Genomic DNA, 26,329 nt, shown 5'->3' with positions numbered 1-26,329 from the left:
CCATGAGCAAGATCCTTATCCGCGGCGCGAAGGTACTCGGCGGCGAGGCGCAGGACGTCCTGATCGACGGCGAGACCATCGCCGAGGTCGGGCAGGACCTGTCCGCCGAAGGCGCGACCGTCATCGAGGCCGAGGGCCAGGTGCTCCTCCCGGGCCTCGTCGACCTGCACACCCACCTGCGCGAGCCCGGCCGCGAGGACTCCGAGACCGTCCTGACCGGCACCCGGGCCGCCGCCTCCGGCGGCTACACCGCCGTCTTCGCGATGGCGAACACCTTCCCGGTCGCCGACACCGCCGGTGTGGTCGAGCAGGTCTGGCGCCTGGGCAAGGAGTCCGGCTACTGCGACGTCCAGCCCATCGGCGCCGTCACCGTCGGCCTGGAGGGCAAGCAGCTCGCCGAGCTCGGCGCGATGCACGACTCCGCCGCGCACGTCACCGTCTTCTCCGACGACGGCAAGTGCGTGGACGACGCCGTGATCATGCGCCGCGCCCTGGAGTACGTGAAGGCCTTCGGCGGCGTCGTCGCCCAGCACGCCCAGGAGCCCCGCCTCACCGAGGGCGCCCAGATGAACGAGGGCGTCGTCTCCGCCGAGCTGGGCCTGGGCGGCTGGCCGGCCGTCGCCGAGGAGTCGGTCATCGCCCGCGACGTGCTCCTCGCCGAGCACGTCGGCTCCCGCGTGCACATCTGCCACCTGTCCACCGCCGGCTCCGTCGAGATCGTCCGCTGGGCCAAGTCCCGCGGCATCGACGTCACCGCCGAGGTCACCCCGCACCACCTGCTCCTCACCGAGGAGCTGGTGCGCTCGTACAACGCGGTCTACAAGGTCAACCCGCCGCTGCGCACCGAGCGGGACGTACTGGCCCTGCGCGAGGCGCTCGCCGACGGCACGATCGACATCGTCGCCACCGACCACGCGCCGCACCCGCACGAGGACAAGGACTGCGAGTGGGCCGCCGCCGCCATGGGCATGGTCGGCCTAGAGACCGCGCTGTCCGTCGTCCAGCAGACGATGGTCGAGACCGGGCTGCTCGACTGGGCGGGCGTCGCCCAGCGCATGTCCTTCGCCCCGGCGCGGATCGGCGGCCTGGAGAACCACGGCCGCCCCGTCTCGGCAGGTGAACCCGCGAACCTGACCTTGGTCGATACCTCGTACCGTGGTGTCGTGGACCCCGCACACTTCGCCTCCCGCAGCCGCAACACGCCTTACGAGGGCCGTGAGCTGCCGGGGCGCGTCACTCACACCTTCCTGCGGGGCCGGGCAACGGTCGTGGACGGGACGCTGGCGTGACACCTGCAGTAATCCAACTGGCCGCCGAGGCCGCCGAACGACACTCGGCGGAGGTGACGGACTGGGGCGCCCGCATCGCCTGGGTGATCGGTCTGCTCGTCTTCATCGCGTTCGTCTACTGGCTGATGCGGCAGGGCTGGAAATGGCGCGGCACCCTGCAGAGCGATCTGCCGGAGCTGCCCGCCGCCCCGAGCGGTCTGCCCGCCCACCGGCTGGCCCTGACCGGCCGGTACCACGGGTCCACCACCGCCGGACAGTGGTTGGACCGGATAGTCGCCCACGGCCTGGGGGTGCGCAGCCGGGTCGAGCTCACGCTCACCGACGCGGGCCTCGACGTGGTCCGTCCGGGGGCCACCGACTTCTTCGTACCGGCCGCGCAGCTGCGCGGCGCCCGCCTCGACAAGGGAATCGCGGGCAAGGTACTCACCGAGGGCGGTCTGCTCGTCGTCACCTGGGCGCACGGCGACAAGCTGATCGACTCGGGATTCCGCTCCGACCGGGCGGCCGAACACGCCGCCTGGGTCGAAGCCGTAAACCTCATGAACCCAACCATCACGACGGAAGGCGCCGAACGATGACGACCTCCACCAGGGGAGCAGCCAAAGCTCCCGCCGTACTCGTCCTGGAGGACGGCCGGATCTTCCGCGGCCGTGCCTACGGCGCTGTGGGGGAGACCTTCGGCGAGGCCGTGTTCTCCACCGGCATGACCGGCTACCAGGAGACCCTCACCGACCCGTCGTACCACCGGCAGGTCGTCGTGATGACCGCCCCGCACGTGGGCAACACCGGCGTCAACGACGAGGACCCCGAGTCCTCCCGCATCTGGGTCTCCGGCTACGTGGTGCGCGACCCCGCCCGCGTCCCCTCGAACTGGCGCTCGCGCCGCTCGCTGGACGAGGAGCTCGTCGCGCAGGGCGTCGTCGGCATCAGCGGCGTCGACACCCGGGCCCTGACCCGCCACCTGCGCGAGCGCGGCGCCATGCGCGTCGGCATCTTCTCCGGCGAGGCGGTGATGGACGACGCCGTACTGCTGGCGAAGGTCCAGGACTCCCCGCAGATGAAGGGCGCCGATCTCTCCGCCGAGGTCGCCACCGAGCGGGCCTACGTGGTCCCCGCCATCGGGGAGAAGAAGTTCACCGTGGCCGCGGTGGACCTCGGCATCAAGGGCATGACCCCGCACCGGATGGCCGAGCGCGGCATCGAGGTGCACGTGCTGCCCGCCACCGCCACCGTCGAGGACGTGTACGCGGTCAATCCGGACGGCGTGTTCTTCTCCAACGGCCCGGGCGACCCGGCCACCGCCGACCACGCCGTGTCCGTCATGCAGGGCGTGCTCGCCCGCAGGACCCCGCTCTTCGGCATCTGCTTCGGCAACCAGATCCTCGGCCGCGCGCTCGGCTTCGGCACCTACAAGCTGAAGTACGGCCACCGCGGCATCAACCAGCCCGTACAGGACCGCACCACCGGCAAGGTCGAGATCACCGCGCACAACCACGGCTTCGCCGTCGACGCGCCGCTCGACAAGGTCTCCGAGACCCCCTTCGGCCGCGCCGAGGTCTCCCACGTCTGCCTCAACGACAACGTGGTGGAAGGCCTCCAGCTGCTCGACCAGCCGGCCTTCAGCGTCCAGTACCACCCCGAGGCGGCCGCCGGCCCGCACGACGCCGCGTACCTCTTCGACCGCTTCACGTCCTTGATGAACACCGCCCTGATGGAGGCCGAGCGTGCCTAAGCGCACCGACATCCAGTCCGTCCTGGTCATCGGCTCCGGCCCGATCGTCATCGGACAGGCCGCGGAGTTCGACTACTCCGGCACCCAGGCCTGCCGCATCCTCAAGGCCGAGGGCCTGCGGGTCATCCTGGTGAACTCCAACCCGGCGACGATCATGACCGACCCGGAGATCGCCGACGCCACGTACGTCGAGCCGATCACCCCCGAGTTCGTCGAGAAGATCATCGCCAAGGAGCGCCCCGACGCGCTGCTCCCCACCCTCGGCGGCCAGACGGCGCTGAACACCGCCATCTCCATGCACGAGCAGGGGGTGCTGGAGAAGTACGGCGTCGAGCTGATCGGCGCCAACGTCGAGGCCATCAACAAGGGCGAGGACCGCGACCTCTTCAAGGGCGTCGTCGAGGCCGTCAAGGCCAAGATCGGTTACGGCGAGTCCGCCCGCTCGGTCATCTGCCACTCGATGGACGACGTCCTGGCGGGCGTCGAGACGCTCGGCGGCTACCCCGTCGTCGTCCGCCCCTCCTTCACCATGGGCGGCGCCGGCTCCGGCTTCGCGCACGACGAGGAAGAGCTGCGCCGCATCGCCGGCCAGGGCCTGACGCTCTCCCCGACCACCGAGGTGCTCCTGGAGGAGTCCATCCTCGGCTGGAAGGAGTACGAGCTGGAGCTGATGCGCGACACCAAGGACAACGTGGTCGTCGTCTGCTCCATCGAGAACTTCGACCCGATGGGCGTGCACACCGGCGACTCGATCACCGTCGCCCCGGCGATGACGCTGACCGACCGCGAGTACCAGCGGCTGCGCGACATCGGCATCGCGATCATCCGCGAGGTCGGCGTCGACACCGGCGGCTGCAACATCCAGTTCGCGATCGACCCGGCCGACGGCCGCGTCATCGTCATCGAGATGAACCCGCGCGTCTCGCGCTCCTCGGCGCTCGCCTCGAAGGCCACCGGCTTCCCGATCGCCAAGATCGCCGCCAAGCTGGCCATCGGCTACACGCTGGACGAGGTGCCGAACGACATCACCGAGAAGACGCCGGCCTCCTTCGAGCCGTCCCTCGACTACGTCGTGGTCAAGGCCCCGCGCTTCGCCTTCGAGAAGTTCCCGGCCGCCGACGCCACCCTCACCACCACCATGAAGTCGGTGGGCGAGGCCATGGCCATCGGCCGCAACTTCACCGAGGCGCTGCAGAAGGCCCTGCGCTCGCTGGAGAAGAAGGGCTCGCAGTTCACCTTCGTCGGCGAGCCCGGTGACAAGGACGAGCTGCTCGCCACCGCCGTCCGCCCGACCGACGGCCGCATCAACACCGTCATGCAGGCGATCCGCGCCGGAGCCACCCAGGAAGAGGTCTTCGAGTCCACGAAGATCGACCCCTGGTTCGTCGACCAGCTCTTCCTCATCAAGGAGATCGCCGACGAACTGGCCGCCGCCGAGAAGCTGCACCCCGAGCTGCTCGCCGAGGCCAAGCGGCACGGCTTCTCCGACGCCCAGATCGCCGAGATCCGCGGCCTGCGCGAGGACGTCGTCCGCGAGGTCCGGCACGCGCTCGGCGTCCGCCCGGTCTACAAGACGGTCGACACCTGCGCCGCCGAGTTCGCCGCGAAGACCCCGTACTTCTACTCCTCCTACGACGAGGAGTCCGAGGTCGCGCCCCGCACCAAGCCCGCGGTCATCATCCTGGGCTCCGGCCCGAACCGCATCGGCCAGGGCATCGAGTTCGACTACTCCTGCGTCCACGCCTCCTTCGCGCTCAGCGACGCCGGCTACGAGACCGTGATGGTCAACTGCAACCCGGAGACCGTCTCGACGGACTACGACACCTCCGACCGCCTGTACTTCGAGCCGCTGACGCTGGAAGACGTACTGGAGATCGTCCACGCCGAGTCGCTGGCCGGCCCGATCGCCGGTGTCGTCGTCCAGCTCGGCGGCCAGACCCCGCTCGGTCTCGCCCAGGCGCTCAAGGACAACGGCGTCCCCGTCGTCGGCACCTCCCCGGAGGCCATCCACGCCGCCGAGGACCGGGGCGCCTTCGGCCGGGTCCTGGCCGAGGCCGGCCTGCCCGCGCCCAAGCACGGCACCGCCACCACCTTCGCGGGCGCCAAGGCGATCGCCGACGAGATCGGCTACCCGGTCCTGGTCCGCCCGTCGTACGTGCTCGGCGGCCGCGGCATGGAGATCGTCTACGACGAGACCCGGCTGGAGTCGTACATCGCCGAGTCCACCGAGATCTCGCCGACCCGCCCCGTGCTGGTCGACCGCTTCCTCGACGACGCCATCGAGATCGACGTCGACGCCCTCTACGACGGCACCGAGCTCTACCTCGGCGGCGTCATGGAGCACATCGAGGAAGCCGGCATCCACTCCGGCGACTCGGCCTGCGCGCTGCCCCCGATCACCCTCGGCGGTTACGACATCAAGCGCCTGCGCGCCTCCACCGAGGCCATCGCCAAGGGCGTCGGCGTCCGCGGTCTGATCAACATCCAGTTCGCGATGGCGGGCGACATCCTCTACGTCCTGGAGGCCAACCCCCGCGCGTCCCGCACCGTCCCCTTCACCTCGAAGGCGACTGCGGTCCCGCTCGCGAAGGCCGCCGCCCGCATCTCGCTCGGCACCACCATCACCGAGCTGCGCGCCGAGGGCATGCTCCCGAAGACCGGTGACGGCGGCACGCTGCCGCTGGACGCGCCGATCTCCGTCAAGGAGGCCGTCATGCCGTGGTCGCGCTTCCGCGACATCCACGGCCGCGGCGTCGACACCGTCCTCGGCCCGGAGATGCGCTCCACCGGCGAGGTCATGGGCATCGACACCGTCTTCGGCACCGCCTACGCCAAGTCGCAGGCCGGCGCCTACGGCCCGCTGCCCACCAAGGGCCGGGCGTTCATCTCCGTCGCCAACCGCGACAAGCGCTCGATGATCTTCCCGGCCCGCGAGCTGGTCGCCCACGGCTTCGAGCTGATGGCGACCTCCGGCACCGCGGAGGTGCTGCGCCGCAACGGCATCAACGCCACCATCGTGCGCAAGCTCAGCGAGGGCGAGGGCCCGAACGGCGAGAAGACGATCGTCCAGCTGATCCACGACGGCCAGGTCGACCTGATCGTCAACACCCCGTACGGCACGGGTGGCCGCCTCGACGGCTACGAGATCCGTACCGCGGCCGTGGCGCGCAGCGTCCCGTGCCTGACGACGGTCCAGGCGCTCGCCGCCGCCGTCCAGGGCATCGACGCGCTCAACCGCGGCGACGTCGGCGTCCGCTCCCTCCAGGAGCACGCCGAGCACCTGATCGCGGCCCGCGACTAGCAGCCCGTAGCAGGAGGGGGACACCGGATTCGCGACAGCGACGGGTGTCCCCCTCTTCATGAGCGCAGAAGGATCCCCACGCCGATGTACAAACTCTTCTTCAACCTCGTCTTCAAGCGGATGGACCCGGAGCAGGCCCACTACACGGCCTTCCGCTGGATCCGCCTCGCGGCCCGCACCCCGGTGCTGCGCACCTTCGTCGCGGCCGTCCTGGCCCCCCGCCACGCGGAGCTGCGCACGCAGGCCCTGGGCCTGCGGATGCACGGTCCCTTCGGGCTGGCGGCCGGCTTCGACAAGAACGCCGTCGCCATCGACGGCATGGCGATGCTCGGCTTCGACCACGTCGAGATCGGCACGGTCACGGCGCAGGCCCAGCCCGGCAATCCCAAGAAGCGGCTCTTCCGCCTCGTCCCCGACCGGGCGCTGATCAACCGGATGGGCTTCAACAACGAGGGCTCGGCGGCCGTCGCCCAGCGCCTCGCGGCCCGCAAGGCGGTCTTCCGGACCGTCGTCGGCGTCAACATCGGCAAGACCAAGGTGGTGCCCGAGGAGGAGGCGGTGGCGGACTACGTCGCCTCCACCGAGCGGCTGGCCCGGCACGCCGACTACCTCGTGGTCAACGTCTCCTCGCCGAACACCCCGGGCCTGCGCAACCTCCAGGCCACCGAGTCGCTGCGGCCCCTGCTGAGCGCCGTGCGGGAGGCGGCCGACCGGGTGGTGCCCGACCGCCGGGTCCCGCTGCTGGTCAAGATCGCGCCCGACCTCGCCGACGAGGACGTGGACGCCGTCGCCGACCTCGCCCTGGAGCTGGGCCTGGACGGCATCATCGCGACGAACACCACCATCGCCCGCGAGGGCCTGGGCCTGAAGTCCGATCCCGCCCTGGTCAAGGAGACCGGCGGACTGTCCGGCGCCCCGGTCAAGGCGCGCTCGCTGGAGGTCCTGCGCCGGCTGTACGCCCGGGTGGGGGACCGGCTGGTGCTGGTCGGCGTCGGGGGCATCGAGAACGCCGAGGACGCCTGGCAGCGCATCCTGGCGGGCGCGACGCTGATCCAGGGCTACAGCGCCTTCATCTACGAGGGTCCCGGCTACGCCCGCGCCATCCACCGAGGCCTGGCCCAGCGCCTGGCCGACAGCCCGTACGAGACGCTCGCCGACGCGGTGGGCGCCGAGACCCGGAAGGCCTCCCAGTGACCTCTGCGACCCCCGTGACCCCCTTCGGCGCCCGGCTGCGGGCGGCGATGGACTCCCGCGGCCCGCTGTGCGTCGGCATCGACCCGCACGCCGCGCTGCTGGCCTCCTGGGGCCTGAACGACGACATCGCCGGGCTGGAGACCTTCTCCCGCACCGTCGTCGAGGCCCTCGCGGACTCGGTCGCCGTCTTCAAGCCGCAGGCCGCCTTCTTCGAGCGGTTCGGCTCGCGGGGCATCGCGGTGCTGGAGCGGACCGTGGCCGACGCCCGGGCGGCCGGCACGCTGGTCGTCATGGACGCCAAGCGCGGGGACATCGGCTCCACCATGGCCGCCTACGCCGAGACGTTCCTCGCGCCGGACTCGCCGCTCTTCTCCGACGCCCTGACGGTCTCCCCGTACCTCGGCTACGGCTCGCTCGCCCCGGCGGTGGACCTGGCCCGCCGCTCCGGCGCCGGGCTCTTCGTCCTGGCCCTCACCTCGAACCCGGAGGGGGCGGAGGTCCAGCGGGCGGTGCGCCCCGACGGCCGGTCGATCGGCGCGACGATGCTGGCCCACCTGGCGGCGGAGAACGCGGGGGCCGAGCCGATGGGCTCCTTCGGCGCCGTCGTGGGCGCGACCCTCGGCGACCTGTCCTCCTTCGACCTGGACATCAACGGCCCGCTCCTGGCGCCCGGCATCGGCGCGCAGGGTGCCACGGCCGCCGACCTCCCGGCGGTCTTCGGCGCGGCCGTCGGCAACGTCGTCCCGAACGTCTCGCGGGGCATCCTGCGGCACGGCCCGGACACCGCCGCGCTGCGGTCGGCGGCGGCCGGCTTCGCGGCCGAGATCCGCGCGGCGGTCCCCTCCGCCTGACCGGTGCGGTGAGCTGCGGCGGACTCCGCGGAGGGGGTCCGTCGCACGGCTTGACGAAAACCGAGGGTCCTCGACCGGACAAAACCGGGGTAGTTTGTCCGTGATGTCCGTTTCAACGGAGGCTGACCAGGACTTTTCGTCCGTTCTCGCTGACTGGAGCGGCCCAGGCCGCTAGTCTCCGAGCAGAGTCAACGAGCAGCGGATGAATATCACCGCTGTTCGGGCGCTCGCCTGGTGTGGTGCCTCCTGGCTCCGTGCCGGTCCGTATCCGACAGTTCGACATCCGAGGTGACGTAGGCGTGGCTCTTCCGCCCCTTACCCCTGAACAGCGCGCAGCAGCGCTCGAAAAGGCCGCCGCGGCTCGCCGGGAGCGGGCCGAGGTGAAGAATCGACTCAAGCATTCCGGCGCCTCTCTCCACGACGTCATCAAGACGGGACAGGAGAACGACGTCATCGGCAAGATGAAGGTCTCCGCCCTTCTCGAGTCGCTGCCCGGCGTGGGCAAGGTCCGCGCCAAGCAGATCATGGAGCGCCTCGGCATCTCCGAATCCCGGCGTGTCCGAGGTCTCGGCTCCAACCAGATCGCCTCTCTGGAGCGTGAGTTCGGCGGTAGCGGCGCCTGAGGCGTCGCCCGAAGTTCTCCCGGCGTTCTCAGGCAGTCCCTGGAACCTGGATAATCGCTCTATGGCAGCAGAGGTTCGTCCGCGGCTGACCGTGCTCTCCGGCCCCTCCGGGGTCGGCAAGAGCACGGTCGTCGCGCATATGCGCAAGGTCCACCCCGAGGTATGGCTCTCGGTGTCGGCCACCACCCGCAAGCCGCGGCCCGGTGAGCGACACGGTGTCCACTACTTCTTCGTCGGCGACGACGAGTTCGACAAGCTGGTCGCCAACGGCGAGCTGCTGGAGTGGGCCGAGTTCGCGGGCAACCGCTACGGCACGCCGCGCGGCGCGGTGCTGGAACGCCTGGAGAACGGCGAGCCGGTGCTGCTGGAGATCGACCTCCAGGGCGCCCGGCTGGTGCGCCAGTCGATGCCGGAGGCCCAGCTGGTCTTCCTGGCCCCGCCGAGCTGGGAAGAGCTGGTCCGTCGCCTCACCGGCCGCGGTACCGAGTCGGCCGAGGTCATCGAGCGCCGGCTGGCCGCCGCGAAGATCGAACTCGCTGCCGAACCCGAGTTCGACACCACCCTGGTCAACACCTCCGTCGAGGACGTGGCGCGTGAGCTGCTAGCCTTGATGGACGTTGTCTGATCGTTGTTCGGTATTTGTCCGATCAACGCAAGATCTTTCACCCATCTTCGGAAGGTAGAGCGTGTCCTCTTCCATGACTGCGCCCGAGGGCATCATCAACCCGCCGATCGACGAGCTGCTCGAGGCCACGGACTCGAAGTACAGCCTCGTGATCTACGCGGCCAAGCGCGCGCGTCAGATCAACGCGTACTACTCGCAGCTCGGTGAGGGCCTGCTCGAGTACGTCGGCCCGCTGGTGGACACCCACGTCCACGAGAAGCCGCTTTCGATCGCGCTGCGCGAGATCAACGCAGGTCTGCTGACCTCCGAGGCCATCGAGGCCCCGGCCCAGTAAGGCACCAGGAATTCCTTTCACCACAGGCCCGGCAGAGCATCTGCCGGGCCTGTGGTGTGTCATAGGTGCACAGATGGTTCCTCGAAGGGGAGTGCGTGGTGGGTAAGCCGAAGGTCGTGCTGGGGGTCAGCGGCGGGATCGCCGCCTACAAGGCGTGCGAGCTGCTGCGCCGACTGACCGAGTCCGGCCACGACGTACGCGTGGTGCCGACGGCCGCGTCGCTGAACTTCGTCGGAGAGGCCACCTGGGCCGCGCTCTCCGGCAACCCGGCCTCCACCCAGGTCTGGGAGAGCGTCCACGACGTCCCGCACGTGCGCATCGGACAGTCCGCCGACCTGGTCGTCGTCGCCCCGGCCACCGCCGACATGCTGGCCAAGGCCGCCCACGGGCTGGCCGACGACCTGCTCACCAACACGCTGCTCACCGCCCGCTGCCCGGTGGTCTTCGCCCCCGCGATGCACACCGAGATGTGGGAGCACCCCGCCACCCAGGAGAACGTGGCCACCCTGCGCCGGCGCGGCGCCGTCGTCATCGAGCCCGCCGTCGGCCGGCTCACCGGCAAGGACACCGGCAAGGGGCGGCTGCCCGACCCCGACGAGATCTTCGAGGTGTGCCGCCGGGTCCTCGCCCGGGGCGCGGGGGAGCCGGACCTGGCCGGGCGGCACGTGGTGGTCAGCGCCGGGGGCACCCGCGAACCGCTGGACCCGGTCCGCTTCCTCGGCAACCGCTCCTCCGGAAAGCAGGGCTACGCGCTCGCCCGCACCGCCGTCGCGCGCGGCGCCCGCGTCACGCTCGTCGCGGCCAACACCGCACTGGCCGACCCGGCCGGGGCGGACGTCGTACGGGTCGGGACGGCCCTCCAGCTGCGCGAGGCGGTGCTCAAGGCGGCCGCCGACGCCGACGCCGTGGTGATGGCCGCGGCCGTGGCCGACTTCCGGCCCGCCTCCTACGCGGGCGGCAAGATCAAGAAGCAGGACGGACGGGACCCCGCGCCGGTGGCGCTCGTACGCAACCCCGACGTGCTGGCGGAGGTCTCCGCCGAACGCGCCCGGGCGGGTCAGGTGGTGGTGGGATTCGCCGCCGAGACCGACGACGTCCTCGCCAACGGGCGGGCCAAGCTGCTGCGCAAGGGCTGTGATCTCCTCGTCGTCAACGAGGTCGGCGAAGCCAAGACCTTCGGTTCCGAGGAGAACGAGGCCGTCATCCTTGCCTCCGATGGCTCGGAGAGCGCCGTCCCGCATGGACCGAAGGAAGTCCTCGCGGACGCGATCTGGGACGAGGTCGCTGCGCGCCTCGCGCCCCGACGCGCCTGAGCGAATCGCCTTCCCGCCGGGGAATCCGTACGCCAGAATGTAGTGCCGCAGGTCACACGGCTCCCATAAGGCGAGACGGGTGGTCCGGCAAACGGTGGCGACCGATAAACTGCATGTGGAACACGGACCGGGCGCAGCCCCCGGTAATGTTCCGCCAAATGATCAGCCAGCAGCCGCTGCAACCCCAGGGAGCGTTGTGTCCCGTCGCCTGTTTACCTCGGAGTCAGTGACCGAGGGTCACCCCGACAAGATCGCTGACCAGATCAGCGACACGATCCTCGACGCGCTCCTCACCGAGGACCCGACCTCGCGTGTGGCCGTGGAGACCCTCATCACCACCGGTCTCGTGCACATCGCGGGAGAGGTGACGACGAAGGCGTACGCGCCGATCGCGCAGCTCGTCCGCGACAAGATCCTCGAAATCGGCTACGACTCCTCGAAGAAGGGCTTCGACGGCGCCTCCTGCGGCGTGTCGGTGTCCATCGGCGCGCAGTCCCCCGACATCGCCCAGGGTGTCGACACCGCCTACGAGCAGCGCGTCGAGGGCGACGAGGACGAGCTGGACAAGCAGGGCGCCGGCGACCAGGGCCTGATGTTCGGCTACGCCTGCGACGAGACGCCCGAGCTGATGCCGCTGCCGATCCACATCGCGCACCGGCTCTCCCGCCGGCTGTCCGAGGTCCGCAAGAACGGGACCATCCCGTACCTGCGCCCCGACGGCAAGACCCAGGTCACCATCGAGTACGACGGCGACAAGGCCGTCCGCCTCGACACCGTCGTCGTCTCCTCGCAGCACGCCGCGGACATCGACCTCGACTCGCTCCTCGCCCCGGACATCCGCGAGTTCGTCGTCGAGCACGTGCTCGGCCAGCTCATCGAGGACGGGATCAAGCTGGACACCGACGGCTACCGGCTGCTGGTGAACCCGACCGGCCGGTTCGAGATCGGCGGTCCGATGGGTGACGCGGGCCTGACCGGCCGCAAGATCATCATCGACACGTACGGCGGCATGGCCCGCCACGGCGGTGGCGCGTTCTCCGGCAAGGACCCGTCCAAGGTCGACCGTTCCGCCGCGTACGCGATGCGCTGGGTCGCGAAGAACGTGGTCGCCGCCGGGCTCGCCTCGCGCTGCGAGGTGCAGGTCGCGTACGCGATCGGCAAGGCCGAGCCGGTCGGCCTGTTCGTGGAGACCTTCGGCACCGCCAAGATCGACACCGCGAAGATCGAGGAGGCCATCGGCCAGGTCTTCGACCTGCGCCCGGCCGCGATCATCCGCGACCTGGACCTGCTGCGGCCCATCTACGCCCAGACCGCCGCCTACGGCCACTTCGGCCGCGAGCTGCCGGACTTCACCTGGGAGCGCACGGACCGCGTCGACGCCCTGCGCGCCGCCGCCGGCCTGTAGGCACCGGCCCGCCCGAGGCCCCGGACCCCGATGGGGTCCGGGGCCTCGGGCATGTCCGGGTGTCAGTGCCATTTGGTAAGAATGCGGGTGTGAGCAGCGCGAACGAGTCGGATCAGCGGGGCGGGGAGCGGGATCCCGGCGGCCCGCCGGAGCAGCTCGCGCTCATCCGGGACATCGTGGCCGAGGCGAAGGCCAAGGCCCCCAAGGCAAAGCCCCGCACCTGGCGCGGGGCCGCGCTCGCCGAGGAACTGCCCGTCGCCCGCGTCCTGGTCAACAAGGGCGTGCTCCACCTCGACCAGCTGTGGGACTACGCGGTGCCCGCCGAGCTGGCCGAGGCCGCGCAGCCGGGCGTCCGGGTCCGGGTCCGCTTCGGCGCGGGCTCCCACCAGGTGCACGGCGGCCGCCGCGAGGGCGGCGGCCTGATCGACGGCTTCATCGTGGAGCGGCGCGCCGAGTCCGACTACGACGGGGCCCTGGCCGCCCTGGCCCAGGTCGTCTCCGCCGAGGCCGTCCTCACTCCCGGCCTGCTGGCGCTCGCCCGGGCCGTCGCCGACCGGTACGCGGGCAGCCTCGCCGATGTGCTCCAGCTCGCCCTTCCCCCGCGCAGCGCCCGCGCCGAGGCCAAGCCGTCTCCCGAGCCGCTGCCGCCGCCCGCGGCGCCCGAGCCCGGCGGCTGGGAGCGGTACGGGGCCGGCCCGGCCTTCCTGCGGGCCCTGGCCGGCGGGGGCAGCCCCCGCGCCGTGTGGACGGCGCTGCCCGGGCCCGGCTGGGCCGGCGAACTCGCCCGGGCCATGGCTGCCACCCTCGCCTCCGGCCGGGGCGCCCTCGCCGTCGTGCCCGACGGGCGGACCGCCGCCCGGGTGGACGCGGCGCTCACCGCCCTGCTCGGCGCGGGGCGGCACGCGCTGCTGACCGCCGAATCCGGGCCGGAGAAGCGCTACCGCCAGTGGCTCGCCGTGAGCCGGGGCTCGGTGCGGGCCGTCGTCGGCACCCGCGCCGCGATGTTCGCGCCGGTACGGGACCTCGGGCTGGTCGCGATCTGGGACGACGGGGACTCCAGCCACAGCGACGACCACGCCCCGTTCCCGCACGTCCGCGAGGTGCTGGAACTGCGGGCGGTGACCGACGGCTGCGCTTTCCTCGCCGGGGGCACGAGCTGCACCGTCGAGGCCGCCCAGCTGGTCGAGTCCGGCTGGGCGCGGCCCCTGGTCGCCGACCGCGAGACGGTACGGGCCTGCGCGCCCCGGATCAGGACCGTCGGGGACGAGCTGCTGGCCCGGGACGAGGCCGCCCGGGCCGCGCGGCTGCCGAGCCTGGCCTGGGAGACCGTGCGGGAGGGGCTGAAGAGCGGGCCCGTACTCGTACAGGTGCCGCGGCGGGGTTATGTGCCCCGGCTGGCCTGCGAGCGCTGCCGGACGCCGGCCCGCTGCCGGGTCTGCGCGGGGCCCCTGGAGGCCCCGGACGAGCGCGACCTGAGGTGCGGGTGGTGCGGGCGCGGCGAGCCGTCCTGGCACTGCGAGGAGTGCGGCTCGTTCCGGCTGCGGGCCAGGGTGGTCGGTGCGCGGCGCACCGCCGAGGAGCTGGGGCGGGCGTTCCCGGCCGTGCCCGTGCGCACCTCCGGGCGCGACCACGTGCTGGACGAGGTGCCGGACCGGCCCGCGCTGGTGGTGTGCACCCCCGGCGCAGAACCCGTCGCGTCCGGAGCGGGGTACGCGGCGGCGCTGCTGCTGGACGGCTGGGCCATGCTCGGCCGCCCCGACCTGCGGGCCGGGGAGGAGGCGCTGAGGCGCTGGATCGGCGCGGCCTCGCTGGTGCGGGGGGAGGGGCAGGTGGTGGTCGTCGCCGAGCCGACGCTGCGGCCGGTGCAGGCGCTGGTGCGCTGGGACCCGGTGGGGCACGCGGTGCGCGAGCTCGCGGAGCGCGCCCAGCTGGGCTTCCCGCCGGTCTCCCGGATGGCGGCGGTGGCCGGGCGGCCGGCGGCGCTGGAGGCGTTCCTCGCCGCTGCCGAACTGCCGCCCGACGCGGAGGTGCTGGGCCCGGTGCCGCTGCCCGGCCGGCGCGGGGAGCCGTCGCCGGGGGAGCGGGTCCTGATCCGGGTCCGGCCCGGCAGCGGGGCGGAGCTGGCGAGGGCCCTCAAGAAGGCGCAGGCCGCCCGGCTGGCCCGTGGCGTGACCCCCGCGGAATCGGTCCGGATCAGGATCGACCCGCCGGACATCGGCTGAGCCCGGGCCGGGGCGGGCCCGCCGGGCACCGGCTGCGGCGCCCCGGAGTCGGCCCGGGACGGCCGCCGCCCCCGGCGGGAGCGGCCTCGGGGGAGGTGCCGCCCCGCCGGGGGCGGGGGTTTCACGGCGGGGGGCCCCGGCCGTCAGGGGTCGGCGTCCCGGCGGCGGGCCGCCGGTCAGCCGTTGCGCGGGCCGGGGAAGGCCGGCGAGCGGGAGGCGGTCGCGGCGCCCTGGGCCCCGGCGGCCGACTCCTCGCGTACGGGCTGCGGCGTCGCGGAGCGCGCCGCCGGGATGGTGGGGAGCGGCCCCAGGGTGCGGGTGTTCGTCCCGTCGGCCGGTGCCTCCGCGGTCTCGGCGGCCTGGGCGCGCCGGGCCCCGTACCGGCGGTGCACGGCCTGCTTGGTGACACCGAGCGCCGATCCGACGGCGTCCCAGGAGAAGCCGAGCGAGCGGTCGAAGTCCACCGCGGCGGTGACCAGCGTCTCGACGCTGTCCCGCAGTTCCTGCGCGAGCCGGACGGTGGGGGCCGGGGCCCTGCCGTAGACGACGAAGCCCGTGGAGGGACCGGAGCGGCGCGGGCGGTACACGTTGCCGAGCTGGGCGGTGAGCGTGCGCAGAGCATCCACCTGCCGGCGGACCCGCTCGATGTCCCGCACCAGGAGATGCAGGCTGGCCCGTGCTTGGGCGTCGTGGGTGGCGTGGTCGGCCATGAAGAAGCCTCTCGAACCGGTGCTAAGAGCGGATGGGGCCGCAGACACCGTTCTCAAGCGCGGCCCGTTTCGGTCAATCTCTCTTGACCAACGCGCCAGCGGTCGCCCAGGTCACGCTCTGGGGGCGTGTCGGCATATGCGAGGGGCGCGCAGGTCGGGGCACGCCCCCGGGTGCACCGACTGGGACGTCCGCCGCGCGGCCCATAGACTGGTGCGCTGCTGACAGCCGAGATAGCGAGGTAGGACCCAGTGAAGCTGGTCTTCGCAGGCACCCCCGAGGTAGCCGTACCCGCCCTGGACGCCCTGATCGCCTCCGGGCGCCACGAGGTCGCGGCCGTCGTCACCCGGCCCGACGCCCCGGCCGGGCGCGGCCGCCGGCTCGTCGCCAGCCCCGTCGCCCAGCGCGCCGAGGAGGCCGGGATCGAGGTCCTCAAGCCCGTGCGGCCGCGCGACCCGGACTTCCAGGAGCGGCTGCGCGAGATCGCGCCGGACTGCTGTCCGGTCGTCGCCTACGGGGCGCTGCTGCCCAAGAGCGCCCTGGACATCCCCAAGCACGGCTGGGTCAACCTGCACTTCTCGCTGCTGCCGGCCTGGCGCGGGGCCGCCCCCGTCCAGCACTCGATCATGGCGGGCGACCAGGTCACCGGCGCCTCCACGTTCCTGATCGAGGAGGGCCTGGACTCCGGGCCGGTCTACGGCCACCTGACCGAGGAGATCCGGCCCACCGACACCAGCGGCGACCTGCTGACCCGGCTCGCCTTCGCCGGGGCGGGGCTGCTCGCCGCCACCATGGACGGCATCGAGGACGGCGCCCTGCGCGCCGTGCCGCAGCCCGCGGACGGGATCTCCCTCGCTCCCAAGATCACCGTCGAGGACGCCCGGATCGACTGGACCGCCCCCGCGATGCGCGCCGACCGCGTGGTGCGCGGCTGCACCCCAGCGCCGGGGGCGTGGACCGTCTTCCGCGGCGAGCGCCTCAAGCTGATCTCGGTCGCGCCGGTGCCCGACCGCACCGACCTGGAGCCCGGTGTGCTGGCTCCGGCCAAGAACAACGTCTACGTGGGCACCGGCTCGCACGCCGTGGAACTGCTCTGGGTGCAGCCGCAGGGCAAGAAGCCGATGAAGGGCGCCGACTGGGCGCGCGGGGTGCGGATCGCGCCCGGCGAGCGGCTGGGCGGAGCCGACGTAGGCTGATACCGGCCGCGGACCGCGCGGCCCCCCTCTTCGACACCCCCAGGCATTACGTACAACCGGAGCACCTTTCACGTGAGCGAACAGCCCCGTCAGCCCCGTCAGCCCCGTCGGCGGACCGCCCCGGGCGGCCCGGGCGGCAACGGCAAGCCGTCCGGCAACCAGGGCGGCAAGCAGGGCAAGCCCTACCGCCGGCCGCAGAAGGATCCGGTCCGGATGCTGGCCTTCGAGGTGCTGCGGGCGGTGGACGAGCGGGACGCGTACGCGAACCTCGTGCTGCCGCCGCTGCTGCGCAAGGCGCGCCAGGACGAGAGCTTCCAGGCGCGCGACGCCGCGCTGGCCACCGAGCTGGTGTACGGGACGCTGCGCCGGCAGGGCACGTACGACGCGGTGATCAAGGCCTGCATCGACCGGCCGCTGCGCGAGGTCGACCCGCCGGTGCTGGACGTGCTGTCGCTCGGTGCGCACCAGCTGCTCGGTACCCGGATCCCCCCGCACGCAGCCGTCTCCGCGAGCGTGGAGCTGGCCCGCGTGGTCCTCGGGGACGGACGCGCGAAGTTCGTGAACGCCGTGCTCCGCAAGATCACCGCGCACGACCTGGACGGCTGGCTGGAGCGGGTCGCGCCGCCGTACGAGGACGACGCCGAGGAACACCTCGCGGTCTACCACTCGCACCCGCGCTGGATCGTCAGCGCCCTGTGGGACGCGCTGGGCGGCGGCCGGGCCGGTATCGAGGACCTCCTGGAAGCGGACAACGAGCGACCCGAGGTCACCCTCGTCGCCCGTCCCGGCCGCTCCACGCCCGAGGAACTGCTGGAGGCCGTCGGCGAGGAGTCGGCCCTGCCGGGCCGCTGGTCCCCGTACGCGGTACGGATGGCCGAGGGCGGTGAGCCGGGCGCCCTGGAGGCGGTGCGCGACGGCCGCGCCGGTGTGCAGGACGAGGGCAGCCAGCTGGTGGCGATGGCCCTGGCGGCGGCTCCCGTGGAGGGCCGCGACGAGCGCTGGCTGGACGGCTGCGCGGGCCCGGGCGGCAAGGCGGCCCTGCTCGGGGCGCTGGCGGCGCAGCGCGGGGCGTTCCTGCTGGCCTCCGAGAAGCAGCCGCACCGGGCCCGCCTGGTGGAGAAGGCGCTGGCCGGCAACCCCGGCCCGTACCAGGTCATCGCGGCGGACGGGACCCGGCCGCCGTGGCTGCCGGGTTCCTTCGACCGGGTCCTGGTGGACGTCCCCTGCTCGGGCCTCGGCGCCCTGCGCCGGCGCCCCGAGGCGCGGTGGCGGCGCCGGCCGGAGGACCTGGAGGGCTTCGCGCCGCTCCAGCGCGGGCTGCTGCGGGAGGCGCTGTCGGCGGTGCGGGTCGGCGGCGTCGTCGGCTACGCGACCTGCTCGCCGCACCTGGCGGAGACCCGGGTCGTGGTGGATGACGTCCTCAAGGGCCGGGGCGCGGGCGCGGCGGCGGGCGTGTCGGCGGAACTCATCGACGCCCGCCCCTACATGGCGGGCGTCCCGGCCCTCGGCGACGGCCCGGACGTCCAGCTCTGGCCCCACCTCCACGGCACGGACGCGATGTACCTGGCCCTCCTCCGCCGCACGGCGTAGGGGCCGCCGCCTCCGTTCACCGTCCCGGCCGACCCGACCGCGCGTCGGGCACCTTCACCACGTCCACCGGCCGGGACGGCCGGGGCCGGTGACGGGTGCCCGGCAATCGCGCTCACCGAGCGGATGCCCGATCCGCTGAGCGTGCTGGCGGGGCTGCTCGCGGGCGGACCGGACCTGCGGGTCGAGACGGCTGGTGAGGGCGCCGTGGTCCAGCTCTGTGATGCCGAGGGCCGGCCGCTCGTCTCGATCGAGGTGCCGCTGCTGCTCCAGGTGCCGGGCGAGGCGACCCGGCTGCTGGGGCCCGGTGCCGAGCCGTCCGGCGACGGACCGGCCTGGTGGATCGAGGCCCGCGCGCCGTGGGCGTCCCCCGGGCCGAGCGGCTCGCTGGTGCCTTCGCGGCCCGTATGACCATGCTCCTGGGTGGCCGGGTCTGGCCCCCGGATGCCCCTGGCACCGGCGGTGCGGCCCGCCCGGTCGATGTCTCGGGCGTCACGGCCGTACCGGCTCCCGCTGCCGCCCAGCCGGCCGCCTCTCCTTGCCCACCCGCATGCTGATGCAAATCCACCTCTTCGCGCTGGGTGGTGCAGGACGAGCGGTGCGGCTACTACGACGGGTTGACCGGTGCGGTACTGCGCTGGCAGCACGGCTCCTTCTCCCCGGACCGGGACGAGAACGGCGAGGCCCCGGTGGCGGACGCCTTCACGGAGGCGTACGGGCGTACCGGCGAGCGCCAGCTCGTCGTGTCCTTCCGCACCCTGCACCGTGCCGAGGCGGACCTCGTGCTCGGCGGCGCGCTGGAAGCCGCCTGGCAGGCGCTGACCGGCGCTCCGCCGGTCGGCTGGGGGACGTCGGAGCCGGCCGGCCTGACCTGGTCGCGGCGGCGGCTGACCGAGCTGGCGTACGAGCGCGCCCCCCGGCCCACCTGGACGGTGGTCGTCGGCAGCCCGGACCGGCCTGCCGTCGCCACCCTGCGCGTGATCCGCACCCCGGACGGGGTGGAGGAGGACATCACCCTCACCGTGGGCCACGGCCCCGATGAGAAGCCGTCGCTGGCGGCGCTGGCGGGGCTGGCCGGCGAGCTGGTGACCCGGCACGGGCTGCGGACCATGCTGTGCCAGCTGCGCGAGGCGCGCCGCGACCTGAGCGCGCCGCCCCGCTTCGAGCGGCCGCCGCTGCCGTACGCGTTCGTGCTGGGCCCCGCGGAGGTCCGGAGTCGGGCGGGCGACCGCGGGCAGGACGCCGCTGAAGGAACGACCGGTGCAGCTCGGCCCGAGCGCCGGGCCGGGCTATTACTACGCCCTCGGTGACGGCGAGAGCACCGAGAGCTGGGCCGCACTGGAGCAGCTCATGCGTCACCTGCGCGGGGCGCCGCCGCTCTAGCTCCGAACGGGGGGTGGAGGGGGACTTCCGGGGGAGTGGCCGGATGTGGTCTGCGGCATGGCAGGCTTGGGGCATGGCCGTTCAGATCAATCCCAGCATCCTGTCCGCCGACTTCGCCCGGCTCGCCGAGGAGGCGAAGGCCGTCGAGGGGGCCGACTGGCTGCATGTCGACGTCATGGACAACCATTTCGTCCCGAACCTCACTCTCGGCGTGCCGATCGTGGAGTCCCTGAGCCGCGCGACGGACATTCCGCTCGACCTGCACCTCATGATCGAGAACCCGGACCGCTGGGCCCCGCAGTACGTCGAGGCCGGCGCCGGATCGGTCACCTTCCACGCCGAGGCCGCCGCCGCCCCCGTGCGGCTGGCGCGGGAGATCCGGGCCAAGGGGGCCCGGGCCGCCATGGCGCTCAAGCCCGCCACCCCGATCGAGCAGTACGAGGACATCCTGCCCGAACTGGACATGGTGCTGATCATGACCGTCGAACCCGGCTTCGGCGGTCAGGCCTTCCTGGACATCATGCTGCCCAAGATCCGCCGTACCCGGGAGATGATCGCCAAGCACGGACTGGAGCTGTGGCTGCAGGTGGACGGCGGGGTCTCGGCCTCGACGATCGAGCGGGTCGCCGAGGCCGGCGCGGACGTCTTCGTCGCGGGGAGCGCGGTCTACGGGGCGCCCGATCCGGCCGCCGCCGTCCGGGCGCTGCGCGAGCAGGCGGGCGCGGCGATCGCGGCGGCGCCCTGGGCTTGCGACCACGGGGCCAAGGCTTGATGAACAGCTCGGTGAACCGGGGCTGTACGGGCTGATCAACGGTCGTCGGATCTGACAGGATGAACGGCGAGTCGAGAGTGTGAACAGCAGTGAGGAGAACGCGGTGTCTGCAATGTCGGCGGGACGGTCAGCCCTGCGGATGGGACCCGCGGAGCTGGTGCAGGCGGCGGCCATGGCCCGCCGTTTCTACCTGGAGGGCAAGTCCAAGATCCAGATCGCCGAGGAGTTCGGGGTGAGCCGCTTCAAGGTGGCCCGGGTCCTGGAGACCGCCCTCGAACGCGACCTCGTACGGATCGAGATCAGGGTCCCCGCGGAGCTCGACGCCGAGCGGTCCGACGCGCTGCGGGCCCGGTACGGCCTGCGGCACGCCGTGGTGGTCGAGTCCCCGGCCGACGCGACCGAGGACGCTCCCGACCCGGAGAACCTCGGGGCGGTCGCCGCCGACCTGCTGGGCGAGCTGGTCAACGAGGGCGACGTGCTCGGCCTCGCCTGGGGCCGCTCCACCATCCACATGGCGGCCTCCCTGCACCGGCTGCCGCCCTGCACCGTGGTCCAGCTGACCGGCGTGTACGACGCGGGGACCGCGGAGCGGGGCTCGGTGGAGGCCGTGCGCCGGGCCGCGCAGGTGTCGGGCGGCGACGCGCACCCGATCTACGCGCCGATGCTGCTGCCCGACCCGGCGACGGCGGCCGCGCTGCGCAGCCAGACGGGCATCGCGCGGGCCTTCGAGTACTTCGACAAGGTGACCGTCGCGGCGGTGTCCATCGGCTCCTGGGAGCCCGGCATCTCCACCGTGCACGACATGCTGAGCGACGAGGAGCGGGCGCACTACGCCTCGCTCGGCGTCGCGGCCGAGATGTCCGCGCACCTGTTCGATGCCGAGGGCCGGCGGGTCGGCCGGGACCTCGGCGAGCGGTGCATCACCGTCGAGGCGGACCGGCTGCGCCGGATCCCCGAGGTGGTGGCGATCGCCGGCGGCCTGCGCAAGGCGTCCGCGATCGGGGCGGTGCTCCGGTCGGGCCTGGTGACCAGCCTGGTCACCGACACGGCGGTGGCGGACTACCTGTTGACGGAGTCCCAGCCGGGGCTCCGTCCGGCCCTGGAACGGGCCGATCCCGACGACTGACCGGGGCTCCGGGGTCCGCTTCCGTGCCGTCCGACTGCGGATGGTGCCGGAATTGAGATCCGAACGGCGGACCGCAGGGCGGCCCGCTGGGCGCATACTGGAGTCAATGACTAAGTCAGCAGTACCTCGCCGCCATTTGCCGTCCAGCCCGTTCAAGGCCCCCGTGGAACCGCCGCTCCGGCAGTTCAGCGTCGGCGACCGGGTCTCTCACGATGAGCACGGCCTCGGCCGTGTCGTCGGTATCGAGGAGGGGATCGCTGTCCTCGTCGACTTCGGATCGGTCCAGAAACGCATCCTGAGCCCCTACACCAAGATGGCTGCGCTCTAAGCCGTCTTCACACCACCCGTTTTCGCCCGCCGGTACCCGAGGCCTCCGTGGTCTCCGCGGTTCGCGGGCGAACCGGATGTTTGGCACGATCGGCGCATGATCCTCGGGAACGTGCCCCGATCGTTGCTGCGCGTGCTGGGGGCCCTGCTCCTGTGCGCCGCGCTGATGGCCGCGGTCGGCTGCGCCGGGAAGACGCCCGGTGCGGCGCCGACCGGCGCTCCGGTGAGCCCGGGCGCCGCGCGGCCGAGCGGCACCGCTCCCGCCGCCGTGCCCGGATGGGCCAAGGGGATGGCCACCGTACGGGCGGACGCGCTGCCGCGCGAGGCGCGCGAGGTGCTGGCGCTGATCGACAAGGGCGGCCCGTACCCGTACCGGCAGGACGGCACCGTCTTCGGGAACTTCGAGAAGGCCCTGCCGTCGCACGAGCGCGGCTATTACCACGAGTTCACCGTGCGGACACCGGGGGAACGCGACCGTGGGGCCCGGCGGCTCGTGACCGGTGGGCGCGGGGAGTTCTTCTACACGGACGACCACTACGACACCTTCAAGGCGGTTCTGCGATGACCCTCGGAGCGGGGCCGCTCGGCCCGGCGCTCGCCGCCGCCGACGAGGCGGGCTGGACGACGCTGCGGCTGGACCTGGCCGGTGTCGGGAGCAAGGCCGAGTTGCTGCGGCGATGCGGGGAGGCCCTGCGCGTGCCGGAGTGGTTCGGGGGGAACTGGGACGCGCTGGCGGACGTGCTGACCGACCTGTCGTGGCTGCCGGAAGGGCCCGGGCGGCTGCTGGCGGTCACGTCCTGGCACGAGTACGCGCAGGCCCGGCCCGGGGAGTGGGCGACCCTGTGCGAGATCCTGGAACGCGCCGTCGACTTCTGGCGGGGCGAGGGCGAGGGCCACGGCGAGGGCCGGAGCGAGGGCCCCGCCGACGGCGGGGTCCCCCTGACGGTGCTCCTCGCCGACCGGCCGGGCGGCCCCCGCCGCGCGAGCCGCCGGCCCGCCTGAGCCGGCCCCGCGGGACCGCAGGCCGAACCGGCCCCGGCGCGCTCGGGCCGGAGCCGGTACGGCCGGCCGGGGCGCCGGCGGGCCGTACCCGGCAGCGCCCCGGGCCGGTCAGGACTTCGGGATCCAGGGCGGGGTCTGTCCCCAGGACCAGACGGGGATCTTCGCCGCGTCGACCGGCGGCGGGTTGGGGCCCGAGTAGATCAGGGCCATCCGGGTGCCCCACTCGATGTAGTAGGCGAACACCGCCCGGAACTCCGGGTCCGCCGGCAGACCGACCTCGTCCGCCGTGTCCATGAGCAGTTCCACCCAGCGGCGGCGCTGCTGCTCGGTGATGCCGCGGCCCAGGTGCTTGGTGGCCATGTGCTGGTGGCCGCCGTGGTGGGCCGAGTAGTCGGCGGGGCCGCCGAAGACCTCCGACAGCCAGACGGCGACGTGCTGCGGGTGGTTCGCGTCCATGCCGGCGAAGACCGGGGCCAGGATCTCGTCCTGGAGGGCGTGGGCGTAGAAGACGTCGGTGAGGCGCTTCATCGCCTCGGCCCCGCCCATCCACTCGTAGATGGTGGGCGTCGTGTCGGGCGTGGTGCTCATGACTGGGAGGCGGCCTTTCCCGTGCCGAAGACGTCGGTGACCCGGTAGTGCTTCATTTCCTCGATGTTGTTCAGGTACGGGCGGATCGCGGCGAAGAACGCCGGGAACTGCTCGCCCTTACGGAAGCCCTGGAGGTGGTCCTCGACCGACGTCCAGCGGATCCGGAGGATGTAGCGCTCGGCCTCCTCCTCGCTGTGGGCCAGTTCGTAGTCGATGCACTCGGGCGAGGCGGCCAGCGACTCGGCCGCCCGGGCGTAGGCGTCCTCGAACGCCGGCTGGTCGTCCGCTGCGATCCGGTAGCGGATGTATTCGACGGTGGTGGTCATCGTGTGGAGCCTCTCCCTCGGTCGGTGGTCCCGTCTCGGCTACCTTTCCGGGATCTTGCGCGCCCGGCGAGGTCTTCCGCTATTCGGACTCGGACTTCTTGATGTCCGACTTGACGTCGGGGCCCTGCGACCGGACCCGCTGGACCGTGTCCAGGGACTCGCGCAGCTCGGCGAGCCAGCTGTCGGTGTTGCGGCTCACCAGGCGGACGCACCACGCCAGCGCGTCGGCGCGGCTGCGGGCCACGCCGCCCGAGACCAGGGTGTCGAGCACCTGGCGCTCGGACTGGCGCAGCCGGGTCATCACCGGGACCGCGAGGTGGGTGAAGAGCGTGGTCTCCTCACCGGAGCGCACGCCCCAGGAGACCTTGCGGCGGTAGAGCTCCTCCGCCTCGCGGGCGACCTCGATGCGCTGCTCGCGGGTGCGTTCGCGGAAGTCCTTGACGGACTCGTTCGCCGGGAGGGTGCCGATGACGGTGATCTCCTCGCGGTCCGCGGTGACGGAGACCAGGGACTCGTAGACGTCCACCGGGAGGCGGTCCGCGAACCAGGTGCGGAGCTGTGTCTGCTGCTCGGCTGTAATCATGTAATCAACGTTGCATCCACTGCCCTCTTGATCGCAAGGATGTGCCGTTCGCTCTCGGCTGGTGCTCCGCGGGGTTCAGCGGGGATTCGGTGGGATCCGGCGGGATTCAGCCCATCGAGCGGTAGCGGTGGATGAGGGAGACGGCCATTGCCCCCTCGCCCACGCCCGACGCGACCCGCTTGACCGAGTGGGCCCGGACGTCGCCCGCGGCGAAGACGCCGGGGACGCTGGTCTCCAGCGGGTACGGGGCGCGCTCCAGGCTCCACTCCGCGGGGAGCTCGCCCCCGTTGGAGATCAGGTCGGAACCGGTGAGGACGAAGCCGTACTCGTCGCGCTCCACGACCCCGGCCAGCCAGTCGGTGTGTGGGCGGGCGCCGATGAACGTGAACATGAACCGGGCCGGGACCTCGGTGTCCTCCCCGGTGTCGGCGTCGTGCAGGGTCAGGCGTTCGAGGTGCTCGTCGCCGTCCAGCGAGACGACGGTCGTGCGCACCCTGACCTCGATGTTGGGGGTGCGGGCGATCTCGTCGATCAGGTACCGGGACATGCTGTCGTCGAGGGACGCCGCCCGGACCAGGATCGTGACGCGGGCCGCGTACTTGGCGAAGTGCACCGCGGCCTGGCCGGCCGAGTTGGCGCCGCCCACGATGAACACGTGCTGCGAGATGCAGGCCGAGCTCTCGGTGGTGGCCGCGCCGTAGTAGAGCCCGGCGCCCTCGAAGCGGTCGGCGCCCGGCGCCTGCAGGCGGTTGTAGGAGACCCCGGTGGCGAGGAGGACCGTCTCCGCGCTGATCTCCGTACCGTCCGCCAGGGTGAGGATCTTCGCCGGGTCGTCACGGGTCAGCGAGACCACCTCCACCGGGTGCAGGATCTCGGCGCCGAAGCGGGAGGCCTGGATGGTGGCCCGCCGGGTCAGGTCGCCGCCCGAGAGGCCCGACGGGAAGCCGAGGTAGTTCTCGATCAGGCTGGAGGTGCCGGCCTGGCCGCCGGGGGCGCGCGAGTCCAGCATCAGGGTGGAGAGGCCCTCGGACGCCGAGTACACCCCGGCCGCGAGCCCCGCCGGGCCGGCGCCGACGATGACGCACTCGTAGTGCGGGCGGGAGGCCGTGGTGGCCAGGCCGAGGCGCTGGGCGAGCTGGGTGTCGGTCGGCGCCGAGAGCACCGACCCGTCCGGGAAGCGGACCAGCGGCAGCGCCGCGTCGGGGTCGGCGGCGGCCAGCACCGTCAGCGCCTCGGGGTCGCGCTCGACGTTCAGGAAGCGGAACGGCTGCCCGTTGCGGGTGAAGAAGTCCCGGACCGCGTGGGTGCCGGGGGACACCAGGTGGCCGGCGACGATGATCCCGTCGTACGCGGGGCGGTAGGTGGCCAGCCAGTCCGAGAGCAGGTCGTCCAGCACCGGGAAGAGCCGCTCGTGCGGCGGGTCCCAGGGCTTGAGCAGGTAGTAGTCCAGCCGGACCCGGTTGATGGCGGTGATCGCCGCGTCGGTCTCCGCGTACGCGGTCAGCAGGACCCGGCGGGCGTCGGGGAAGCGGCTGACGGCCTCCAGGAGGAACTCCACCCCGGTGACGTCGGGCATCCGCTGGTCCACCAGGAACAGCGCCGGGTCGTGGCCGCGTTCGTCCAGGGAGTCCAGGATCTTGAGCGCGTCGGCAGCCGAGGAGGCGCCGAGCACCCGGTAGCGGTCGCCGTACGCGCTGCGCAGGTCGCGCCGCACGGCCCGCAGCACCTGCGGGTCGTCGTCCACGGCAAGGATCACCGGCTTGCGGTTCTCCGACCGCTCGGCGGCGGCCGAGGCGTGCCCCGCCGCGGTCACCGCCGCGCCGGACCCGGTCTGGGCCACGG

Annotated in this window: 25 protein-coding genes and 1 pseudogene; 21 read left to right on the top strand and 5 right to left on the bottom strand. The window is 72.7% G+C overall.

Annotated features, from left to right (window positions below):
• The first annotated feature begins 2 nt into the window (after positions 1-2).
• From ACZ4M3_RS26780 to ACZ4M3_RS26725, 12 genes are all read left to right on the top strand, one after another.
• Positions 3-1,289, top strand: coding sequence for a dihydroorotase (locus ACZ4M3_RS26780; RefSeq protein ID WP_467736769.1), 1,287 nt, complete (start codon positions 3-5; stop codon positions 1,287-1,289).
• Positions 1,286-1,867 (top strand): PH-like domain-containing protein, encoded by a 582-nt coding sequence (locus ACZ4M3_RS26775; protein WP_453353741.1) that lies wholly within the window; start codon positions 1,286-1,288, stop codon positions 1,865-1,867. Before ACZ4M3_RS26780 ends, ACZ4M3_RS26775 begins: the two co-directional genes overlap by 4 nt.
• Positions 1,864-3,021 (top strand): glutamine-hydrolyzing carbamoyl-phosphate synthase small subunit, encoded by a 1,158-nt coding sequence (gene carA, locus ACZ4M3_RS26770; RefSeq protein ID WP_467736767.1) that lies wholly within the window; start codon positions 1,864-1,866, stop codon positions 3,019-3,021. The genes ACZ4M3_RS26775 and carA overlap by 4 nt, the downstream gene beginning before the upstream one ends.
• Complete coding sequence (gene carB / locus ACZ4M3_RS26765; RefSeq protein WP_467736765.1) at positions 3,014-6,322, top strand: carbamoyl-phosphate synthase large subunit; 3,309 nt, start codon at positions 3,014-3,016, stop codon at positions 6,320-6,322. Before carA ends, carB begins: the two co-directional genes overlap by 8 nt.
• Before the next feature lie 84 nt (positions 6,323-6,406).
• Positions 6,407-7,516, top strand: coding sequence for a quinone-dependent dihydroorotate dehydrogenase (locus ACZ4M3_RS26760; RefSeq protein WP_467736763.1), 1,110 nt, complete (start codon positions 6,407-6,409; stop codon positions 7,514-7,516).
• Positions 7,513-8,367, top strand: coding sequence for an orotidine-5'-phosphate decarboxylase (gene pyrF / locus ACZ4M3_RS26755; protein WP_467736761.1), 855 nt, complete (start codon positions 7,513-7,515; stop codon positions 8,365-8,367). Before ACZ4M3_RS26760 ends, pyrF begins: the two co-directional genes overlap by 4 nt.
• A gap of 299 nt (positions 8,368-8,666) precedes the next feature.
• Positions 8,667-8,990, top strand: a complete 324-nt coding sequence (locus tag ACZ4M3_RS26750; RefSeq protein ID WP_030234009.1) for an integration host factor — start codon at positions 8,667-8,669, stop codon at positions 8,988-8,990.
• A gap of 61 nt (positions 8,991-9,051) precedes the next feature.
• Positions 9,052-9,615 (top strand): guanylate kinase, encoded by a 564-nt coding sequence (gmk, locus tag ACZ4M3_RS26745; RefSeq protein ID WP_467736759.1) that lies wholly within the window; start codon positions 9,052-9,054, stop codon positions 9,613-9,615.
• A gap of 61 nt (positions 9,616-9,676) precedes the next feature.
• A complete protein-coding gene (gene rpoZ / locus ACZ4M3_RS26740; RefSeq protein WP_030879741.1) occupies positions 9,677-9,949 on the top strand; it encodes a DNA-directed RNA polymerase subunit omega in 273 nt (90 codons plus the stop codon).
• A gap of 98 nt (positions 9,950-10,047) precedes the next feature.
• Positions 10,048-11,262, top strand: coding sequence for a bifunctional phosphopantothenoylcysteine decarboxylase/phosphopantothenate--cysteine ligase CoaBC (gene coaBC / locus ACZ4M3_RS26735; RefSeq protein ID WP_467736756.1), 1,215 nt, complete (start codon positions 10,048-10,050; stop codon positions 11,260-11,262).
• A 196-nt stretch (positions 11,263-11,458) separates the two neighbouring features.
• Positions 11,459-12,667: a methionine adenosyltransferase gene (gene metK / locus ACZ4M3_RS26730; protein ID WP_467736754.1), complete on the top strand. Its 1,209-nt coding sequence runs from the start codon at positions 11,459-11,461 to the stop codon at positions 12,665-12,667.
• Positions 12,668-12,756: 89 nt separating this feature from the next.
• Positions 12,757-14,889 (top strand): primosomal protein N', encoded by a 2,133-nt coding sequence (locus tag ACZ4M3_RS26725; protein WP_467736752.1) that lies wholly within the window; start codon positions 12,757-12,759, stop codon positions 14,887-14,889.
• A gap of 176 nt (positions 14,890-15,065) precedes the next feature.
• On the opposite strand, the gene ACZ4M3_RS26720 is transcribed toward ACZ4M3_RS26725, so the two are convergent.
• Positions 15,066-15,599 carry a hypothetical protein gene (locus tag ACZ4M3_RS26720; protein ID WP_467736750.1) on the bottom strand — a complete coding sequence of 178 codons (534 nt, stop codon included), beginning with the start codon at positions 15,597-15,599 and terminating at the stop codon, positions 15,066-15,068.
• Positions 15,600-15,848: 249 nt separating this feature from the next.
• Here ACZ4M3_RS26720 and fmt point away from each other — a divergent pair, with 249 nt between their 5' ends.
• The 9 genes and pseudogenes from fmt to ACZ4M3_RS26675 all read left to right on the top strand — a co-directional run bounded on the left by fmt (position 15,849) and on the right by ACZ4M3_RS26675 (position 22,990).
• Positions 15,849-16,793, top strand: coding sequence for a methionyl-tRNA formyltransferase (fmt, locus tag ACZ4M3_RS26715; RefSeq protein ID WP_467736748.1), 945 nt, complete (start codon positions 15,849-15,851; stop codon positions 16,791-16,793).
• Between the two features lie 72 nt (positions 16,794-16,865).
• On the top strand, positions 16,866-18,383 hold the full coding sequence (locus tag ACZ4M3_RS26710) for an RsmB/NOP family class I SAM-dependent RNA methyltransferase (protein ID WP_467736746.1): 1,518 nt from the start codon (positions 16,866-16,868) through the stop codon (positions 18,381-18,383).
• Positions 18,384-18,506: 123 nt separating this feature from the next.
• Positions 18,507-18,791 carry a hypothetical protein gene (locus tag ACZ4M3_RS26705; protein ID WP_467736744.1) on the top strand — a complete coding sequence of 95 codons (285 nt, stop codon included), beginning with the start codon at positions 18,507-18,509 and terminating at the stop codon, positions 18,789-18,791.
• Between the two features lie 170 nt (positions 18,792-18,961).
• Positions 18,962-19,763: pseudogene (locus tag ACZ4M3_RS26700) on the top strand (DUF6177 family protein).
• A gap of 73 nt (positions 19,764-19,836) precedes the next feature.
• Positions 19,837-20,535, top strand: coding sequence for a ribulose-phosphate 3-epimerase (rpe, locus tag ACZ4M3_RS26695; protein WP_467736742.1), 699 nt, complete (start codon positions 19,837-19,839; stop codon positions 20,533-20,535).
• 112 nt (positions 20,536-20,647) lie between these two features.
• Positions 20,648-21,661, top strand: coding sequence for a sugar-binding transcriptional regulator (locus tag ACZ4M3_RS26690; protein ID WP_361315852.1), 1,014 nt, complete (start codon positions 20,648-20,650; stop codon positions 21,659-21,661).
• 106 nt (positions 21,662-21,767) lie between these two features.
• Positions 21,768-21,989, top strand: coding sequence for a CarD family transcriptional regulator (locus tag ACZ4M3_RS26685; RefSeq protein ID WP_053788968.1), 222 nt, complete (start codon positions 21,768-21,770; stop codon positions 21,987-21,989).
• Between the two features lie 96 nt (positions 21,990-22,085).
• The gene (locus ACZ4M3_RS26680) at positions 22,086-22,553 is read left to right on the top strand and encodes a guanyl-specific ribonuclease (protein WP_467736740.1); all 468 of its coding nucleotides are present in this window, start codon (positions 22,086-22,088) and stop codon (positions 22,551-22,553) included.
• Complete coding sequence (locus ACZ4M3_RS26675) at positions 22,550-22,990, top strand: barstar family protein (RefSeq protein WP_467736738.1); 441 nt, start codon at positions 22,550-22,552, stop codon at positions 22,988-22,990. Before ACZ4M3_RS26680 ends, ACZ4M3_RS26675 begins: the two co-directional genes overlap by 4 nt.
• Positions 22,991-23,098: 108 nt before the next feature.
• Here ACZ4M3_RS26675 and ACZ4M3_RS26670 read toward each other — a convergent pair whose 3' ends face one another.
• From ACZ4M3_RS26670 to ACZ4M3_RS26655, 4 genes are all read right to left on the bottom strand, one after another.
• Positions 23,099-23,578, bottom strand: coding sequence for a group II truncated hemoglobin (locus ACZ4M3_RS26670; RefSeq protein WP_361315786.1), 480 nt, complete (start codon positions 23,576-23,578; stop codon positions 23,099-23,101).
• On the bottom strand, positions 23,575-23,904 hold the full coding sequence (locus ACZ4M3_RS26665) for an antibiotic biosynthesis monooxygenase family protein (protein ID WP_329193613.1): 330 nt from the start codon (positions 23,902-23,904) through the stop codon (positions 23,575-23,577). The genes ACZ4M3_RS26670 and ACZ4M3_RS26665 overlap by 4 nt, the downstream gene beginning before the upstream one ends.
• 79 nt (positions 23,905-23,983) lie before the next feature.
• A complete protein-coding gene (locus ACZ4M3_RS26660) occupies positions 23,984-24,487 on the bottom strand; it encodes a hypothetical protein (protein WP_467736735.1) in 504 nt (167 codons plus the stop codon).
• A 106-nt stretch (positions 24,488-24,593) separates the two neighbouring features.
• Positions 24,594-26,327: an NAD(P)/FAD-dependent oxidoreductase gene (locus ACZ4M3_RS26655; protein ID WP_467737036.1), complete on the bottom strand. Its 1,734-nt coding sequence runs from the start codon at positions 26,325-26,327 to the stop codon at positions 24,594-24,596.
• Positions 26,328-26,329 lie beyond the last annotated feature (2 nt).

The organism is Streptomyces sp. NPDC026522 (assembly GCF_055567555.1).
This window is presented reverse-complemented; position numbering and strand designations above follow the sequence as displayed.